Here is an 18,028-nt window from a genome sequence, read left to right as displayed (position 1 = left end):
GTGCTATTACTAAAGATGAGTTTATTTTTTTAAGCCGTTATCATGTGGGCACTGTTATCAATAGCGGAAATAGTGAAGCTGGATATTCAGTCGAGTCTTTGACACTTAGTGCATGATGGTATTCCCCATCACACACTAATAGCACCATCAGCAATTTCGGCTCAACTCTTGTACCCTACATGCCGGTGAGCAACTGTACCCGATTGCTTTCGCTGTTTCCCTGATACACTTTTTTAACATTCGTCCTTTAGCATGGATTATCACCGGAGTTTATATGACATCACGCGCACTTATTGTTGGCGCCAGCGGCATCAACGGCACAGCTCTAACTGAAACCCTTATCGCACAAGGTTGGCAGGTTTATGGGCTGTCACGAGGCCGCACGCCAGTGCCAGAAGGCTGTCAGGCGATTCAAGTTGACCTCACTGACGCTAAGGCGGTCAAACAAGCGCTCAAGGATATCAGTGTGGACAACGTCTTTTTTAGCGTATGGGCTCGCCAGGAAAATGAAAAAGAGAACATCCGCGTCAATGCCGCGATGGTACGCAACGTGCTTGATGCCCTTGGCAACCGCCTGAAAGGCGGTCATGCAGCACTGATCACCGGTCTGAAACACTATCTCGGTCCGTTTGACGCGTACGGAAAAGGCGAAGTGCCAATGACGCCATTTCGCGAAGAGCAGGGCCGCCAACCGGTCGACAACTTCTATTACGCGCAGGAAGATGAGCTTTTTGCCGCTGCTGAAAAATACGGTTTCAATTGGAGCGTCCACCGTCCGCATACCATTATCGGTTTTGCGCTCGGCAACGCAATGAACATGGGCCAGACACTGGCGGTTTATGCCACGCTCTGCAAAGCCAACAATAAGCCGTTTGTCTTCCCTGGCTCACAGGCGCAGTGGGAGGGTATTACAGATATGACCGATGCACATCTGCTAGCCGATCAGCTGCTGTGGGCCGCCACCAGTGACAATGCGAAGAATGAAGATTTCAATGTGGTCAACGGCGACGTTTTCCGCTGGAAGTGGATGTGGGGTGAAGTCGCTGACTACTTTGGTATCGAAGCGGTACCGTTCAGCGGTGTGCCGCAGCCACTGGAAGATCGCATGCAGCAGGCGGACAAGCAGTGGCGCGAGGTCGCCAAGCGTTATCATCTGCAGGAGCCGGATGTCAGTCGCTTAGCCTCATGGTGGCACACCGATGCCGATCTCGGCAGGCCGATGGAAGTGTTCACCGATATAAGTAAAAGCCGCAAGGCTGGCTTTACCGGCTATCGCAGTACGCGTGACAGCTTCTTTGAACTCTTCGACCAGCTTAAGGCACATAAGTTGATTCCGTAAGGAACGGACGAAAAAATTGGGCTGGGTGCATGCCCTGCCTGAAGTTTTGATGGAACGCGTAACTGACAGAAAAGCCAACACCATCCTTTGCCTTTTTTGAACAAACGTTTTTCGAGTAGGGAATATCCTCCCAATGGATTGGGGCTGGGCACCTACTGGTTACACTGCCGAGTTTCGCCATTGTCACTAAAGCGGCTGTTCAATCCTACTGTCGATTTGACGGGTAAGCACTCCCGCTCATTGAGTAAAATTCCGACAACAGTCAAGGAAACAGCAAGTTATGGCAACAACACTATCACTACCTCGATTCCTGCCACGAATAATAAATGTGTTCAGCATGAACATTTGCTGGGACACTGTCACCCAGCAAACGGGTTGCGATGGTAAAAGCAAAATCAAATACCAAACCAAACCCTTTTCCACTGATTAAATTACCGTCTTCCACAACATTTTGGTCAACATAAACACCATCACTGACATTTTGCCATAAATCGCCAGAGCACACGTAGCGCCGACCTTTGAGTAGGCCGTTCCCCCCCAATACTCGGGCTGAGGCTGAGCAAATTGGACAAATTAATTTGCCTGCGTCGTCATGGCGACGCACAAAACTCACCACGTCCTGGCTATTTGCAAGAAACACGCTGCCTTCCGGCCCACCTGGCAACACCACGGCATCATAATTTGTGTCGAAAGCCTTTTTCAACGTATTGTCTGCCACCATTGGGATGTTATGGTAACTCACTACCTTTTTACTTGAAGTGCAGGAGAGTGTTTCTACCTTTATCTTCAATCGGTGTAAAATATCTATAGTAACTATAGCCTCCCCTTCCTCGAACCCTGGGGCCAGTAAAACCGCAACCTTTTTCACTCTTTTTTCTCCTTTGAATACGAAAATACCACTCTCTGTCGTCCCGTAAGTTATGTGCGTAGGATTGCCTCGTTTATCCCAACCACTGATTCTCTTCTGGGCTTAATGCATATCATCTCTGAGACTCGCCTCTTGGGCCTGTTCGAGCACTGCTCAAATCGGTTTCTGACCGATTTTTTATTCCGTGACCAACAATCACCGGATTAATGGAACATTTATCAGAATATATGCCCAAGCCCTATACAAAATCGGCTTTGTCTTTCACTGATATCACTCCTTACCGACACATTTCCTATTTCTATGAAAAGTATCCAAGCATTGACGTTATAGGCTGCTCTAAAGCTATACTCATACTGTTATTATACAATTCGTCCCTGTTGGCAATTTTATAACCCCCTCGGCTATAAACTCGAAATTATTGATTTTCTGTCCAGCCCAGAGAGATCCAATCAGTTAATCGTACAGGTCGTTCGTAAATAAAACTTATATACCGAATATCCATTACCCGTTTCAAGAATAAGACCGGGTTGAATATTGAAATGAGGCCCACCTCAATTTCAACTAAATTCACTCACGCTTTCGTCAGAGGCGCTATTTGTATCCGTTATGCTTGAAATAACATTGGTAATAATTATATTGAGCGCAATTATCTGTAAAATAATAAAGCTAAAAATAAAAACTCAGCGCCCCTTCAACTAACGCCCGATTAAACTTAACGTGCATACTCGTCGTTTTCAGCCTGGGTTGGTTGGTTGGCACTAATTTGTACGTTGTCCAGTCGCAGATTGTTTACTCCGGCAATCTTGCCAAACTCCTGCGCCACTAGCGTGACGTTGCTAAAGTGCAGATTGTCGATTGGTTTTTCGCTATTGCCCTCAATAAAGAAGGCCCGGCTAAATACCTCACGGCTCGAAAGTACACTTCGCACCGTTGAAATAGTAATATTTTCCACCTGAGTAAGCCCTGCTTCTCCTTCCACGCTCTGGCTGAGCGATTGCCAGTGAGCGGGCATCGACTCATTGGCGGTTATCGGACTGTAGCTGTAAGCTGGGAACCAGTTGAGTTGAAACATAAATGGATAGTGAACATCCGTCATTTGCAATCCACTTACGCGCACATGGCGAATAAAGCCCCCTCGATTACGGGCCGACTTGATGCGAAAACCTACCCCAGTACCGCTGAAGGTAATGTTTTCAATCAATACCTGTTCGATACCACCCGAGGTTTCGCTACCCAGCGTAATGCCAGAACCGTGCAGTAATTCGCATTCGCGGATCACAATATCCCGCGCGTTGGCACCAATACGCTCAGCCTCAGCACCCCGGCCAGCTTTCACGCAGATATTGTCGTCATTGCAGGACACCCGACAATGTTCCACTCGCACCTGCTGCGAGGAGTCGATATCGATACCATCAGTACTTGGACCGCCAGAGTTTTCTACTTGCAGATGGTGCAGGTATAGATGCTGTGAATAGCAGAGGTGAATATTCCAGAAGCCGGATTCACGTGAAGTAAAACCACTCATTTCCACCTGTTCGCTACGGTATACCACCAGATTGCGTGGTCGTTGGCAGTCATAATCCACCACCCACCGCAAGCCGCGCTGGCTGTAATCTGCCAGCATGCCGCCGTTTTCGTCTGTACCCCAGAATTTATGCCACCAGACAGCCCCTTGGCCGTCGATGGTTCCACTACCGCAAACACAGACATCATGACATTGCAGGATATTGATGATGCCTGTCGGCCAGACCATATCAATACCGGCCACCCGAGTCTGTCGCAATGGGTAGTCCTCTAGTTCGCGGCTACCGAGCAACACAGCCCCGGTTTGCAATTCGAAGATGAGGTGGTTTTTCAGAAATAGCGCACCGGTCAGATAACGGCCCGGCGGTACCACAACGGTATCCCCCGGCGCGGCGATATCGATGGCGTGTTGGATAGCCGCAGTCGCCAATTGCTGCCCACTGGCGTCGGCACCGAAAGCCAAAATATTGAGCTTTGCCATGATAGTCCTCTTATGGGGCAGCAACAGCAGCCCCATTACGGTTACAGGTAAACGTGCAGGTATTCCACCAGGCAGAGAATGGCCATCGCCTGACCATAAGGCATTGAGGTGAGCGGTATCTGACGATAGTAGTCTAGATTTTTGCCCATCGCGGTACCGAATGAGACTTGTGTCAGTTCCCCGTCGGCGTTGATCTGCTTCACCACGCCCTGTAACGCTCTTTCCGCGACCGCCAGATATTTGCCATCAATATAGCGCTTGCGCACCGCTTTCAGGATGCCGAAGGCGAAACCAGCGGTGGCGGAAGACTCCAGATACGATTGTGGATCGTCCAACAACGTATGCCACAGGCCGCTTTGGTGCTGGCAACGTGCCAGCGCTGCCACTTGGCATTCCAATACTTGCAACAGGAAACGACGGGTGGCATCGTATTCCGGCAGGTCCAGCAGTTCGAGGAATTCAGGGATCACCATAGTCAGCCAACTGTTGCCACGCGCCCAACGGGCTTTGGCAAAGTTGTGCTTGCCGTCGAAGGTCCAGCCATGGAACCACAAGCCGCTCTCGCGCTCCATCAGGTGCTGGATGTGAACCAGGAACTGATATTTAGCCTCTTCCACATACTGCGGGCGGTTCAACAGTTTGCCAATTTTTGCCAGCGGCAACACGCTCATCATCAGGGTATCGTCCCACAGTTGCTGATGGTTCTCCTCCGCCAGAGTGACGTGCTGCATGCCACCGCGCTCGGTGCGGGGCATCTCATGCATCAGCCATTCAGCCCAACGCTCCAGATACGGTAACCAGCGCGCATCGCCGGTTTCCTCATAGCGGTAGGCCAGTGTGAGAAACGGACAGGCTGTATTGACGTTCTTGGTTGGCGTACCTTCGGCAAAGCGTGCGGCGAACCAGTCGTCAACGATGCCACACAGGTTGGCGTCGCCGGTCTGGCGGTAATACTGGTGGATGCCATACAAACCGATGCCGTGCGTCCACTCCCAGCCAGCCCAGCCTTTGGTATCGATGATCCGGCCATCGTCGAGGCGTAGCAGGAACTCACCAGTTTCATCAGTGATATTAACCAAGTTGCTCACCAGGCGGTCAATCAACTGCTGCAGTTCCTGGTGGCTGATAATGCGTTCCGGTTGGCGCAGTAACGGGCTGTGTTTTACGGGATATACCGTCATAGTTAGGTCCTTTTACACCTTAAGATCAATGTGTCACGCTGCCTGCCGCTTTCTGGCCTGAAGTGGCCTTGGGGAATGGCAGTGCAGCAGGTTTATTACGGTTGAGGTAGCCAATATTGTTGTTACCCCACAGCGATTCATAGGGCATGCCCGCCAGCATTTCGACGGTAGCTCTCGCTTCTGGCGTGATGTTGTCAGGTACCACTCGGCCCGCGAGGCGCATCTTCTCAGTTTCCTGGCGCAGCACACCATGTGTTTTCAGGTTGAGCTTGAAGCGCAGTGAGACAATGAAGCCCATCGCCAGCACCACTAGGGTACCAACACTCAGGATCATCAAAATGGCGTGACTCACCTCGGGTAATTGCTGACTTTGGCCGGAAACAAAACCCGACAATTGCAGGATGATACCAACCAGCATCACCGCACCAGCCTGTGAGGCCTTGCGGGTCAAAGTCATGATGCCAGCAAATATACCTTCACGGCGTTGCCCGGTGATCACTTCATCCACATCAGCAATATAGGTGTAGATATTCCACGGCACGTAGTTGATGCCCCCCCGGCCCAGACCGGCAACGCCCGAAACCAGCAGTAGCAATGAGAAAGCATCACTGAGGTTGGCGTAATACAGTACAGAGTAAGAGATTGCCGCCATACCAAACAACACGATGACTACGCGATAAGACGGTGCTGGCCCAAAGCGGATACACAGCGGGATCATGGCGATAACCGCTACAAACTGCATGATGGCCATGGTACCCATCAGGTTGGAGGCTGTGGCTGCACTTTGCATCAGCACGAATACCACGTAATAGGTGAACACGGCGTTGAAAACATCCTGCGCGATATAGCCTCCGAGGTACATCCCCAAGTGCTGACGGAAAATACGGATACGCAGTGTGGAAGACAATTCGATATTCAGACGCTTTAAGCTCTGGAGTAGCGTGAGTTTTTGTTTTTCGGCTTCTAGCGCGGCGGCAGATTTTTGTTCTGCCGGGCGCTCCCAGGTGAATAAATAGACCAATGTCAACATGCAGGCACAGATGATCGAGAACACCAGGCTGGAATAGAAAAATGAAACAGCATTATCTTTACCGAAGTAACTGAGCAGAATGCCGGGTAAAAATGCCGCCAAAATAGCAGACAACTGGGCCAGGCCGATACGCGCCCCAGAGAACTTGGTTTTTTGCTTAAAATCATCCGTCATCTCCGGCACCAAGGTTTCATACGGCACCAGGATCATGGTATAGACCACATCAAAGAACAGATAGGTCAGCAGGTAGTACCAATAATCCATATGGCCTACCCACATCAGGCTGTAGCTGAAGACTAGCGGAATACCCAGCAAGATAAAGAATTTACGGCGACCGAAGCGTCTGCCCAGCCAAGTGGAGCCAAAGTTATCGGTCAGATAGCCCATCAGCGGGCTGACGACTGCATCAAGAACCCTTGCCATCGCAAAAATGAAGGTGGCTTCGATTGGACTAAGCCCACAGAATGTGGTGTAAAAATACAGTAACCAGGCAGCAGTGAGTGCCGTGGTACCCGCACCGAGGAAATCCCCAGAGCCGTAGGCAAGATAGTTGAACAGGCCTATTTTACGTGTTTTCATTGTTGCCATCCCCATAGCTACATATATTAGGCGTTATCTTCCCGGCAATATTCCGGGAATCTTCGTAACATACGGTTACCGCTGTGGGAAAACCTTTGTGTTTTTGCCAGTTCTGGTGAGTTTATGGCAAAGAAAAAAAGGATTGGCCGATCAACTTCGCTAATTTTATAAAACACTGTTTTATTTTTTTATGTGCGTGATTGTTTTTTAGTCAACTTGCAACTTATTTGGGCTATAAATTCCTCGCTGTCATCACACTATCCGGCCTTATAACCCTCACGTTAGAAACGAGATGAGCGTATCCCACCACCCGATAGGGGGATAGGAAGAGTTATTACCGAGGTTCCCCAGAACTGTTCAGTGCACACAATAGTTCCAATCCGCCTCAGCTCTGATTTAGAAGCAATAGCGGTAGAGGAGCAAGGGGCCGAAAGATATGTTTACAACGATGCACCAAAGTACGTTTTTTTAACGACACAAGCCTGGAGGGGGGATGGCTGATAAACTTACGCCCAGTCAATTCCTTGAGCTGGATAAATCCTTATTAAAAGGTTTGATACTACGTAGTGGTGGCACCATCTCCCACACCGTGATCCTGGCTCGTTCCTTTAACATTCCGACGCTGGTGGGCATGGACATTGATACTTTATCACCTTGGTTGGGGCAAAGAGTTCAAATCGATGGTAATGCGGGCATATTGGTCGTCGAACTGGATGAAGACATTAAACGTTACTAGCACCAAGAAGAACGCTTACAGGTACAACTTCGTGAGCAGCAACATACCTGAAAAAACCACAAACAAAAAAGCCCAAGCTTGCAATAAGCTTGGGCTTTAAATTTGGCGGAAGGATAGAGATTCGAACTCTAGGACCTGTTACAGTCGACGGTTTTCAAGACCGTTGCCTTAAACCACTCGGCCATCCTTCCAATGGGCAGCATTATCATCTATAGCGTGATGATATGTCTAGTGTTTCATTCAGAAAAAATAGAAATTCGATTCGTTTGGTTAAACTTCACGCCAAAATTGGTCAAAAAAAGCCTATACGGCTAAAAATAGCACTACTTTTGATGGATCACCCGCTGTTTTCAATGCACGTAAAAACCACCTTCGGTACATAAATATCCTGCTACCACCCTGCCCTAACAATACCCGCATGATGGCTGGCACAAAAAAACGCGGCCAAGTGACCGCGTTATGCCTCAGAACTTATCTTGTAATCAGAATTAGAACTGGTAAACCACACCAACGGCTACGATATCATCAGTGTTGATACCGGCGTTTTTGGTAAAGGTGTTTTCATCCAACAGGTTGATTTTGTAATCAACGTAGGTGGACATGTTTTTATTGAAGGCATAAGTTGCACCAACATCAACGTATTTCAACAGATCCTGGTCACCATAGCCGTTGCCAAGGTCTTTACCTTTGGATTGCAGGTAAGCCACGGATGGGCGCAAGCCGAAATCAAATTGATACTGAGCTACTAACTCAATGTTTTGCGCTTTGTTGGCATAACCTGCATCAGCGTTGCTATTGCTGAAATCACCGAAACGGGTCAGGTTATAAGTCTGTGTATAGTTAGCCGCCAGATAGACATTGTTGGCATCATATTTCAAACCACCGGTGTATGCATCTGCACGATCACCGTGACCAAATTTCAGATTATTTTGATCAGTAGTACGTAGAGAACTGGCCATCGCCGCGGAAGCACTCACCCCCCAGCCCAGATCGTAAGATACGGACATACCGTAACCATCACCATTCTGGCCTTGTACATCACGGCCATTATTGGTTTCAGTACCGTTACCATTTTTGCCCTGATATTGCAGCGCAAAGTTCAGGCCATCCACCAGACCAAAGAAGTTGGTGTTACGGTAAGTCGCCATGCCGTTACCACGTTGAGACAGGAAGTTATCCGCACCGTATGTATCGCCACCAAACTCTGGCAGTACGTCAGTCCATGAAGTTACGTCGTATAGCACACCGTAGTTACGACCGTAATCCAGAGAACCGTAATCTGCAAATTTCAGACCCGCGAAGCCAACACGAGTGAAGTTGCCTTGATCCTGGCTTTCAGCTTTATTTAGATTTGCCTGATATTCCCACATACCATAACCGGTTAATTGGCTATTAATTTGGGTTTCGCCTTTCAGGCCAAAACGCATGTAAGACTGATCACCATCTTTGCTCTTATCGTCAGAGAAATAGTGCAGACCGTCAATTTTACCGAACAGGTCCAATTTGTTACCGTCTTTGTTGTAAATTTCGGCAGCACCTGCACTACCTGCGACTAATAAAGCCGGAACCAGCAGAGAAAGAACTCGAAGTTTCATCGTTATTATCCTCTATTATTAGATTTGATTATGCCACTGCTCTTTCGAGCAATTAATCCCAATGGGGTTTCTCTATTGTGGGAATAAGATTAGGATTAATCTATACAGAAAGTGCTACCAAGTGACGGATAATGTTTCATATGTCCAATAAAGCATTTCGAAATGTAAATACTAGCGAACTTTCACAAATATTGAAAACACCAAAAATATAGCACTCATAGTCAAGAATAAATATAATTTACATAAATAACAATGAGTTACAAAAAACAACAAGCAGCACAAATTGATAAGTAAAACAAAATAACCTAGGGCTATAATACACCCGCTATCATCATTATTTTTACTGTTATTCTCATTGTGGCTTATGCAGCCAGATAAATCGTTAGTGTTACGGCCGGTCCTGGACCGGCTTTTTTATTGCCTGAGATATATCAGAAAGCATATTTATAGCTACTGAGTTATTAACAAGGTGAAATAGTCATCTGGCAATATAATTTCATTGTTTTATTTAAGCACGAATAGCTTAACAGCATCAGACTTATTATTAGTCGACCATGTGGATAGTCATCTAATTATCCATCAATGGCTAAGAAATGGTTATATCGTATTTATACGCAACACCTCTGCTAATCCTTTCTGATTTTACGCCACAACCTTATTGGGATATACCGTCATCCTGGATGTACTTCTATACCCTAAATAATTCGAGTTGTAGGAAGGCAGCAACTAAGCAAACCCCCAAGAGCTTACACAAGTAAGTGACTGGGGGGAGCGAAGGCAGCCACCAACGCACATGCAACTTGAAGTATGACGGGTATACACACAAAAGTCGCATCATGGCCCAATGGGTCAGTCATGCCATGATCAGTCATACCTTCCCATATGGGCGTAGCGTGCCAACAAATAGCCAAATATAAAAAGAAACTATTGCGCTAATCCAGACAAATCCCTTCGACCCACATTTCTCTTTGTGATAGAAACGTCTGTCAATATAACTTATTTATCTCACATGCAGACCGATACCCCATGACCGCCAAAATACATCAACAAACATTGCAGCCAGGTGTTGCTCAACAAGTCTCAACTCGGCTGGCATTCTTTATCGCCGGATTGGGTATGGCCGCTTGGGCACCATTAGTGCCTTTTGCCAAAGCGCGTATTGGTCTTAATGATGCTTCGTTGGGTTTGCTGTTATTGTGTATTGGTATCGGTTCGATGTTGGCAATGCCCCTGACCGGAGTGCTAACAGCAAAATGGGGATGCCGCGCAGTGATTTTACTGGCGGGTGCCGTGTTGTGCCTCGATCTGCCCTTGTTAGTCCTGATGAATACACCACTGACGATGGCCTTCGCTCTGTTAGTATTCGGTGCAGCCATAGGCATAATGGATGTTGCGATGAACATTCAGGCCGTTATTGTTGAAAAGGCCAGTGGCCGGGCCATGATGTCCGGTTTCCACGGTCTGTTCAGTGTTGGTGGGATTGCCGGTGCTGGGGGGGTGAGTGCTTTATTATGGTTAGGGCTAAGTCCACTGGTGGCGATCACCGCTACCGTCACGCTAATGATTGTTCTACTGCTAACCGCCAATCAGCATTTGCTACGAGGCAGTGGAGAACCCCATGACGGGCCACTGTTTGTTTGGCCGCGCGGCTGGGTCATGTTTATTGGTTTCCTATGCTTTGTCATGTTTCTGGCCGAAGGCTCGATGCTGGACTGGAGTGCGCTCTTCCTAACCACACTGCACGGTATGGCTCCTTCACAAGCGGGAATGGGTTATGCGGTGTTTGCCGTCGCGATGACGCTGGGGCGTTTAAATGGGGATCGGATTGTCAACGGATTGGGCCGATACAAGGTATTATTAGGCGGGAGCCTGTGTGCCGCGCTTGGGATCATCATTGCGATTAGCATCGATAGCTCAATGGCCGCTCTTTTTGGCTTTATGCTAGTAGGGCTTGGGGCATCGAATGTTGTCCCTATCTTGTTTACTGCCGCCGGTAACCAGACCGTGATGCCGGCCAACCTGGCGGTTGCATCGATTACCACCATTGGCTATGCCGGGATCTTAGCCGGCCCTGCGGCAATTGGGTTTGTCGCACAATTAAGTAATTTATCGGTGGCTTTTGGCTGTGTGGCATTGCTATTGCTGACTGTCACTGCCAGCGCCAGAGCCGTCACGCGCTAATCAAGGAATATGCATTATCGTTATGCAAAATAACTCGTTATCTACCAGTTCTGCGAATATCACCCGCTGTTTCTGGCTGTTTATCGTACTACTGCTCATTACGATGGGCCTGTATAGCTACAACTATACCAATGCCTATCTGACAGAAAAAAAATACGCGCTAACGGCTATCGCCGCAGGTCTGCAACAACGTATCGATGATTATCGCTATCATACCTATCAGATATACGATTTAGCCAATAACCCCAACATGTCTGAGAAGAGTATTCTCTCAGCACAAGAAGTCCGCCTGCGCCCTGATATTTACTATATTGAAAAAACGCGCCGAAAAACTGACTCGGTCGTTTTTGGCAATCATGAGACAGCGACACTGCCGATGGTCCTACAGATGTCTGACTATCTTGATAGCCATTGGGGCTCACAAAATGATACCTACTCCATGTATTATCTTAACGGCCAAGATAATAGCCTGACACTTATCACCACCCAGGCCTTAAAAGAAGTCACCTCACGCTTCAAAGAAAGTTATCTAACCGTTGCCGCTGAATCTCGCCGCGCGGAGATGCTGCAACAGGCTAATACCTTAGACGAACGTGAGAGTTTCTCTCCGTTACGTAAATTGCGCTTTCAGAACGCCTACTATTTTACCCTGAGAACCACATTTAACCATCCAGGGCATTTGGCTACTGTTATCGCTTTTGACTTGCCTATCAATGATTTAATCCCGACCAACATGGCGCGCTCTAACTTTCTACTGCAACAAGATAAGACGCCCGTAAATGAAGGTATGGCCCCTGAGGACATTGTCGTCACCAGCGTGGCGTTGAATGGTTCCTGGCTGGAATTTTCAGCGCCGCTGGCAAATGCCACGCTGAAAATTGTCTACCGTGTGCCGGTGGGTGGCTTGGCAATCGACCTGCTGAGAAACAACTTTTGGCTCCTTTTGAGCAATATATTGTTGCTCGCATTAGCTGTTTTAGGCATCTATTTTGTGCGTCGCCAATATGTGCGCCCCAGCGCAGATATGCTCGAACAGTTAGAAGCGCAGAAATCGCTGAGCCAAGAGATCATTACCAGCCTGCCACAAGGGTTATTGGTCTATAACTTCAGCAACAGTACTGTTGTCGCCAGCAACCAGATTGCCGATAACCTAATGCCGCATCTTAATCTGCAAAAAATTGCCCATATGGCGGAGCAGCATCACGGCGTGATTCAGGGCACGGTGAATAATGAAGTTTATGAGATTCGGATGTTTCACAGCCAGATTTCACCAGAAACCTATCTGTTCCTACTTCATGATCAGGATAAAGAGGTACTGGTAAATAAAAAGCTGCAACAGGCACGGCGTGAATACGACAAAAACCTGCAAGCACGTAAGCTGATGTTGCACAATCTGGGAATTGAGCTGAATCAGCCTATCAATAACCTCAATCAAATTGCCCATGAACTCCAGAACACCACCGACTTACAGCAACAGCATGCACTGAAGGCCAAGTTGGTAGAACAAACTGACACTATTGCCGAATTGATAGATAACATTACCCTACTGACGCGGCTAGAGACGCAGGACTGGCAGCCTGAACAGGAAGCCTTCTCCCTATCAGCATTAATCGATGCGCTGCTACTGGAGGTACTGCCTGCCATAAATCAGAAAGGTTTAACGCTGTTTAATCACTATCATGTCAACATTGATCAGGATTACATCGGTGATGAAAAAATATTGCGCAAAATACTGTCGCTGCTGCTGCATTATTCTGTCATTACCACCGCTTATGGGAAAATTACGCTCAATGTTGGCCACGAGCCTGAAAATCCAGAACAACTGGTTATCAAGATAACCGATACTGGCGTCGGTATTTCTGATGAAGAAATCAGCAATCTTAATTATCCGTTCCTCAGTCAAACATTGGTCGACAGATACAACCATGGGTCGGGGTTAACCTTCTTTTTATGTAACCAATTATGTAAGAAATTAAACGGCCAACTCGAGATTCGCAGTAAAGTTGATATAGGTACTCGCTATACAATTCGCTTAACCATGGCTATCCAAAATGAACAAGCGGAGGAGCAAGAAAAACTATTGGACGGTGTCACGGCGCTATTAGATATAACCTCCGAAGAAGTGCGCTCAATCATCACCACGTTATTGAATTCATTCGGTGCTAACTGTATTGTCGCCGATGATCGTTTACCAGGGCGGGATTACGACGTAACCTTAACGGACAACCCGCAACAATATGATAATTTTACCTTATTACTGGCCTCAGATGAGGTAGGTTTACAGCAGTTGCAGGATAATTATATTCGGGTAAATTATAATTTAGGCAGTGCTGTTATTGATGCAATATTATTATTAATCGAGCAGCGCATCATATCAGATGAGTCACAAGAAGAATCTGAATTCATTGATGCTGGTGATATAAGTGCCTATGAGCAGCAACTAAAATCCAGTGACTATTATTCCTTATTTGTTGAGACAGTACCGGTAGATCTGAAGAAACTGTATACTGAACTTCAGCAACGTGATTTCATATCGCTTTCGCAGACGGCACATCGATTGAAAGGCGTATTTGCTATGTTGAACCTGATACTTGGCAAACAGCTATGTGAAACATTAGAACAGCATATCGCAGATGGCGATCGGTTGAAGATCGAAAATAGCATCAGTCAAATTGATTCTTTCGTCACCAGACTGTTGCAGCAAGGTAACCCATAACCATGAACAACCTTAATGTAATTATTGCTGATGACCATCCAATTGTGTTGTTTGGCATCCGAAAGTCGCTTGAGCAAATAGAATGGGTAAACGTTGTCGGGGAGTTTGAAGACTCCACAGCGCTTATTAACAGTTTGTCTAAACTTGATGCCAATGTGCTAATTACCGACCTCTCCATGCCTGGGGATAAGTACGGTGATGGCATCACTCTGATAAAATATATAAAAAGGCATTACCCAGATTTAGCCATAATTGTTCTGACCATGAATAATAACCCCGCTATTCTCAGTTCCGTTTTGGACTTGGATATTGATGGGATAGTATTAAAGCAAGGCGCACCAGCCGACTTGCCTAAGGCATTGGCAGCACTACAGAAAGGGAAGAAGTTCACCCCAGAGAGCGTTGCTAAACTGCTAGAAAAAATCAGTGCTAACGGTTACGGTGATAAGCGTTTATCACCGAAAGAAAGTGAAGTTTTACGGTTATTTGCTGAGGGTTTCTTAGTGACTGAAATCGCCAGAAAGCTCAATCGCAGCATTAAAACCATCAGTAGCCAGAAGAAATCGGCCATGATGAAACTGGGCGTAGATAATGATATCGCGCTGTTAAACTATCTTTCATCTGTAACCATTAGTCAGGTTGATAAAGAACAATAATCTTTATCAACAGAGATACTCTCAAGCCCGGTGTTACTCAGCAGCCTTTGCTCAGCAACACCGGGCTTATTTCTATCCATTCGCCCATTCACACTATTAATGTATTAACTCTCGTTATAACCAACCAAACTGCTTAAACCGCTCCCCGTAGCTTCCAGTATCAGGCCTTAAGCCAAAGTAATTGGAGTTGCAGCTAACACCCCTGCGGCTTCAAGTACGAAGGCTTTAACGTGAACGGCGGACTTTGTCGCTATAGTAAACCAACATCTGGCGCAATGTATCCAGTGTCACTGGCTTGGACAAACAGTTATCCATCCCTGCTTCAATGCACCGTTGTTTGCCTTCAGCTAATGCATTAGCTGTTACACCGATGATGGGGAAGTGGTGATTTAGCTGACGCAGGCGCTGAGTCAAACGATAGCCATCCATATTTGGCATGTTCACGTCAGTCAGTACAATATCGACATTATTGGCACTCAATACTGCCAGAGCATCCAACCCATCATTCGCGGTAATGACTTGGTAGCCTAAGGTAGTGAGCTGATCAGCTAATAACCGGCGATTAATCGGATGATCGTCCACAACCAGAATTTGCAGGTCTGCATTTTCATCCTGATTTGCTTTCGGGGCTGGCAACTGTAATGGTGCATTCTCAACCAATGGCTGCTCAAGCAATATCTGGTCCAATAGCGGGACTATCTCCAGCAGGGTCGATGTACTCAGTAACCAATAGCCTGGACGTGTCTCTTGTGGCAAACCAATGTGCTCAATGGAGATTTGAATCCACGTCGATAGCGGTGCATTTATTTGCGGTAAGTAATCACAAATCAGCACTTGCTCCTGCAAAGTCTGTTCATTACTGTAACGCTGGATCGTGGCACCAAAATGGCTAAGTAGATCAAGTAAATAGCTCTCTAGCCGCGCATTACGAATATCTAACCATAACGTTTTCCCTTGCCAACGGTCACTTTGTGGCAATACCGCATTTTTGGCCTGATTGCCATTTTCGGCCAAATACACTGGAATGCGGATAGCAAAAATACTGCCCATCCCCAGTTCAGAAACCACTTCAACATCACCATCCATCAGGTTGACCAACTTCTCACAGATAGCCAGACCTAATCCGGTACCCTGAAAATGGCGCTGCACCCCGGTTCCAACCTGGAAGAAGGGATCAAATAACTGGTTAATTTCACGTGAATTAATCCCCACGCCGGTATCTCGCACCCGGAATTCCAGATAATCGCCGCGCACCCGTACCTGCAAGATAATACAGCCAGTATCTGTAAATTTTATGGCATTATTTAACAGGTTAGAAATCACCTGTTGCAAGCGCACCGAGTCACCTAGCATCTGCCGTGGGACATCAGGCTCAATAAAGCAGTAGAGGCCTAATCGTTTTTTAACCACCAGCGGTAAATAGTTAGCCGTAATATGGGTTATCACCTCCACGGTAGAAAACTCACTCGGCTCAATTTTCAGTTGTTCAGATTCTATTTTAGAAAAATCGAGGATATCACTGATAATTTTGAGTAATAAGCCTGATGAATTATTCATCGCCGTCACCAAACGATCAACACCGTGCGGTAACTCTTTGGTTTGCAATAAATCGAGGTTACCAATAATCCCATATAGTGGTGTGCGTAACTCGTGGCTGACCGTGGCTAAAAACATCGATTTTGATTGGCTGGCCTGCTCCGCTGCGGCTGCCATCTCTTGCAGTGACTCTTCCATTTTGACCCGCGAGCTAACATCCACCAGCACGCAAATAGCCACATCTTCGTTGCGATAACGGGAGTGAACAAAGCTAATTTGCAGATTATTGTTATTACTGGTCATGACATCGACAAAGTTTGCCTGCTGCTCACAAATAATGCGTGTAATACGTTCGCGATCCTCATTCGTCAGCAAATTAATATAGTTATGTGCCAATTCATTGCTGAGGATATTAGTCCCGTCACTAATGCGCAGAATAGAAATGCCGACAGGAGCCGAAGCGACAATTTTACGGTTGAACTGCTCATGTTCCTCCAGCCTCAAGGCGTTATCTTCTGCCGGATGGAACATTTTTCGCTCAAATAGCCACGCCAGAGTAAAGATCACGACACCAGAAAGTGCGTTCAGAAGAAATGCATTAAAAATTAATAACTTGAATGCATCTATTATCGTTCTAACTGGTAAGGAATAAGCGATACTGAGTGTTGATGGCAGTAAATTCTTTTTTAGAATAAGAGAGTTGTAATCATCAACATAGCCAAAATAAAACGGAGAGTCGGGGTAATCGTCCAATATCGACGCATATCGTTCCCCTGTCGCTAACCGTAATACCGGCTCATTATCCTCATCAAGCAATGTCACGCCGATAGGCAATGACCCAGGAGAGATAAAATCTTCCAGGCGGATAGTTTGCTCAGTACCCACCATCGCTTCTAGCTTGTTCCCCACATAAAGGGGGGTCAGAACATATAAGGTGCCAATCTCAGGCCGCACACCCGGTACTATCCAATACAGCGTACTGTCTTTATCCTGATTTTTAGCATCTCGATATTTTAAAATATTCTCATTCAATGACTTAAGCAGACTCTCCTGCTCCATCGGGGTATTACGAATATCGAAATCCACCATGCACAGCGTGTCGCTACCAATAAAAAATATCCGGTTAAGGTCATAGGCAGCGGCAAAGTTCTCTTTCCAATACAGGATAAGGTTACTAAGAGAATTTAATGAAGAGTGACGCGATGAATTAAGTGCAGCACAATCTGCGCCGGCACTAAGCGGATGATATTGTGGTGTCGTTTTGTTTTTGATAAAAGCGCCAGCAGCGATCTCACTGCTTGCCGAGTCCTGGTTTAATCTGTTTTCCGCCATATACTTGATATCACGGATAATATCGGCGGAGTGCCTGATGTAGCTCTGCGCCTGTTCAAAGTTAGTATTATATTCCTGACGGATATCTGATTTTTTTTCGTTGAGAATATTCAGGATATAAAAAGTGGTCAGCAGTGCGCCAAGTGACCATAACATGATGGCCAATACCCGAAACAAGTAACGGGATATTTTCAGTGTCGTGCGAAATGAAGAGAGATATTTCAATCTGATCCCATGATGAAAAGCATTGCCGGACAGGCTGCGTGAACAACAG

Annotated in this window: 12 protein-coding genes, 1 tRNA gene and 1 pseudogene; 5 read left to right on the top strand and 9 right to left on the bottom strand. The window is 46.8% G+C overall.

Annotated features, from left to right (window positions below; genetic code table 11):
- Positions 1 to 274 precede the first annotated feature (274 nt).
- The gene (locus A6J67_RS11015) at positions 275 to 1,339 is read left to right on the top strand and encodes an SDR family oxidoreductase (RefSeq protein ID WP_050074762.1); all 1,065 of its coding nucleotides are present in this window, start codon (positions 275 to 277) and stop codon (positions 1,337 to 1,339) included.
- Positions 1,340 to 1,637: 298 nt separating this feature from the next.
- Here A6J67_RS11015 and A6J67_RS11010 read toward each other — a convergent pair whose 3' ends face one another.
- The 6 genes from A6J67_RS11010 to A6J67_RS10990 all read right to left on the bottom strand — a co-directional run bounded on the left by A6J67_RS11010 (position 1,638) and on the right by A6J67_RS10990 (position 7,011).
- On the bottom strand, positions 1,638 to 2,207 hold the full coding sequence (locus A6J67_RS11010) for a DJ-1 family glyoxalase III (RefSeq protein WP_050074761.1): 570 nt from the start codon (positions 2,205 to 2,207) through the stop codon (positions 1,638 to 1,640).
- A gap of 218 nt (positions 2,208 to 2,425) precedes the next feature.
- Complete coding sequence (locus tag A6J67_RS23955) at positions 2,426 to 2,503, bottom strand: hypothetical protein (protein WP_404810573.1); 78 nt, start codon at positions 2,501 to 2,503, stop codon at positions 2,426 to 2,428.
- Between the two features lie 153 nt (positions 2,504 to 2,656).
- Positions 2,657 to 2,725 carry a hypothetical protein gene (locus A6J67_RS23950; protein ID WP_404810571.1) on the bottom strand — a complete coding sequence of 23 codons (69 nt, stop codon included), beginning with the start codon at positions 2,723 to 2,725 and terminating at the stop codon, positions 2,657 to 2,659.
- 194 nt (positions 2,726 to 2,919) lie between these two features.
- Positions 2,920 to 4,212 (bottom strand): glycoside hydrolase family 28 protein, encoded by a 1,293-nt coding sequence (locus A6J67_RS11000; protein ID WP_050296714.1) that lies wholly within the window; start codon positions 4,210 to 4,212, stop codon positions 2,920 to 2,922.
- Between the two features lie 41 nt (positions 4,213 to 4,253).
- The gene (locus A6J67_RS10995; RefSeq protein ID WP_005192377.1) at positions 4,254 to 5,393 is read right to left on the bottom strand and encodes a glycoside hydrolase family 105 protein; all 1,140 of its coding nucleotides are present in this window, start codon (positions 5,391 to 5,393) and stop codon (positions 4,254 to 4,256) included.
- A 25-nt stretch (positions 5,394 to 5,418) separates the two neighbouring features.
- The gene (locus A6J67_RS10990; RefSeq protein WP_050074759.1) at positions 5,419 to 7,011 is read right to left on the bottom strand and encodes an MFS transporter; all 1,593 of its coding nucleotides are present in this window, start codon (positions 7,009 to 7,011) and stop codon (positions 5,419 to 5,421) included.
- A 469-nt stretch (positions 7,012 to 7,480) separates the two neighbouring features.
- Here A6J67_RS10990 and A6J67_RS10985 point away from each other — a divergent pair.
- Positions 7,481 to 7,735 (top strand): annotated as a pseudogene (locus A6J67_RS10985) (PEP-utilizing enzyme); the annotation flags it as partial.
- A gap of 106 nt (positions 7,736 to 7,841) precedes the next feature.
- Here the strand turns inward: A6J67_RS10985 and A6J67_RS10980 are convergent.
- Positions 7,842 to 7,929 (bottom strand) — tRNA-Ser (locus A6J67_RS10980).
- A 297-nt stretch (positions 7,930 to 8,226) separates the two neighbouring features.
- Positions 8,227 to 9,333, bottom strand: a complete 1,107-nt coding sequence (ompC, locus tag A6J67_RS10975; protein ID WP_005192384.1) for a porin OmpC — start codon at positions 9,331 to 9,333, stop codon at positions 8,227 to 8,229.
- 1,026 nt (positions 9,334 to 10,359) lie between these two features.
- Here ompC and A6J67_RS10970 point away from each other — a divergent pair.
- The 3 genes from A6J67_RS10970 to rcsB are packed head-to-tail and all read left to right on the top strand — an operon-like array spanning position 10,360 to position 14,886.
- A complete protein-coding gene (locus tag A6J67_RS10970) occupies positions 10,360 to 11,514 on the top strand; it encodes an MFS transporter (protein WP_005192386.1) in 1,155 nt (384 codons plus the stop codon).
- A gap of 22 nt (positions 11,515 to 11,536) precedes the next feature.
- Positions 11,537 to 14,230, top strand: coding sequence for a phosphotransferase RcsD (rcsD, locus tag A6J67_RS10965; protein WP_042568306.1), 2,694 nt, complete (start codon positions 11,537 to 11,539; stop codon positions 14,228 to 14,230).
- Between the two features lie 2 nt (positions 14,231 to 14,232).
- Positions 14,233 to 14,886, top strand: a complete 654-nt coding sequence (gene rcsB, locus A6J67_RS10960) for a response regulator transcription factor RcsB (protein ID WP_005192390.1) — start codon at positions 14,233 to 14,235, stop codon at positions 14,884 to 14,886.
- A 225-nt stretch (positions 14,887 to 15,111) separates the two neighbouring features.
- Here rcsB and rcsC read toward each other — a convergent pair whose 3' ends face one another.
- Positions 15,112 to 17,979, bottom strand: coding sequence for a two-component system sensor histidine kinase RcsC (gene rcsC, locus A6J67_RS10955; protein ID WP_080608165.1), 2,868 nt, complete (start codon positions 17,977 to 17,979; stop codon positions 15,112 to 15,114).
- Between the last annotated feature and the right edge of the window lie 49 nt (positions 17,980 to 18,028).

The sequence above is a fragment of the Yersinia sp. FDAARGOS_228 genome, assembly GCF_002073315.2.
Taxonomy (GTDB): Bacteria; Pseudomonadota; Gammaproteobacteria; order Enterobacterales; family Enterobacteriaceae; genus Yersinia; species Yersinia intermedia.
Note: the sequence above shows the minus strand (reverse complement) of the source record. Positions and strands in the feature narration are given on the sequence as shown.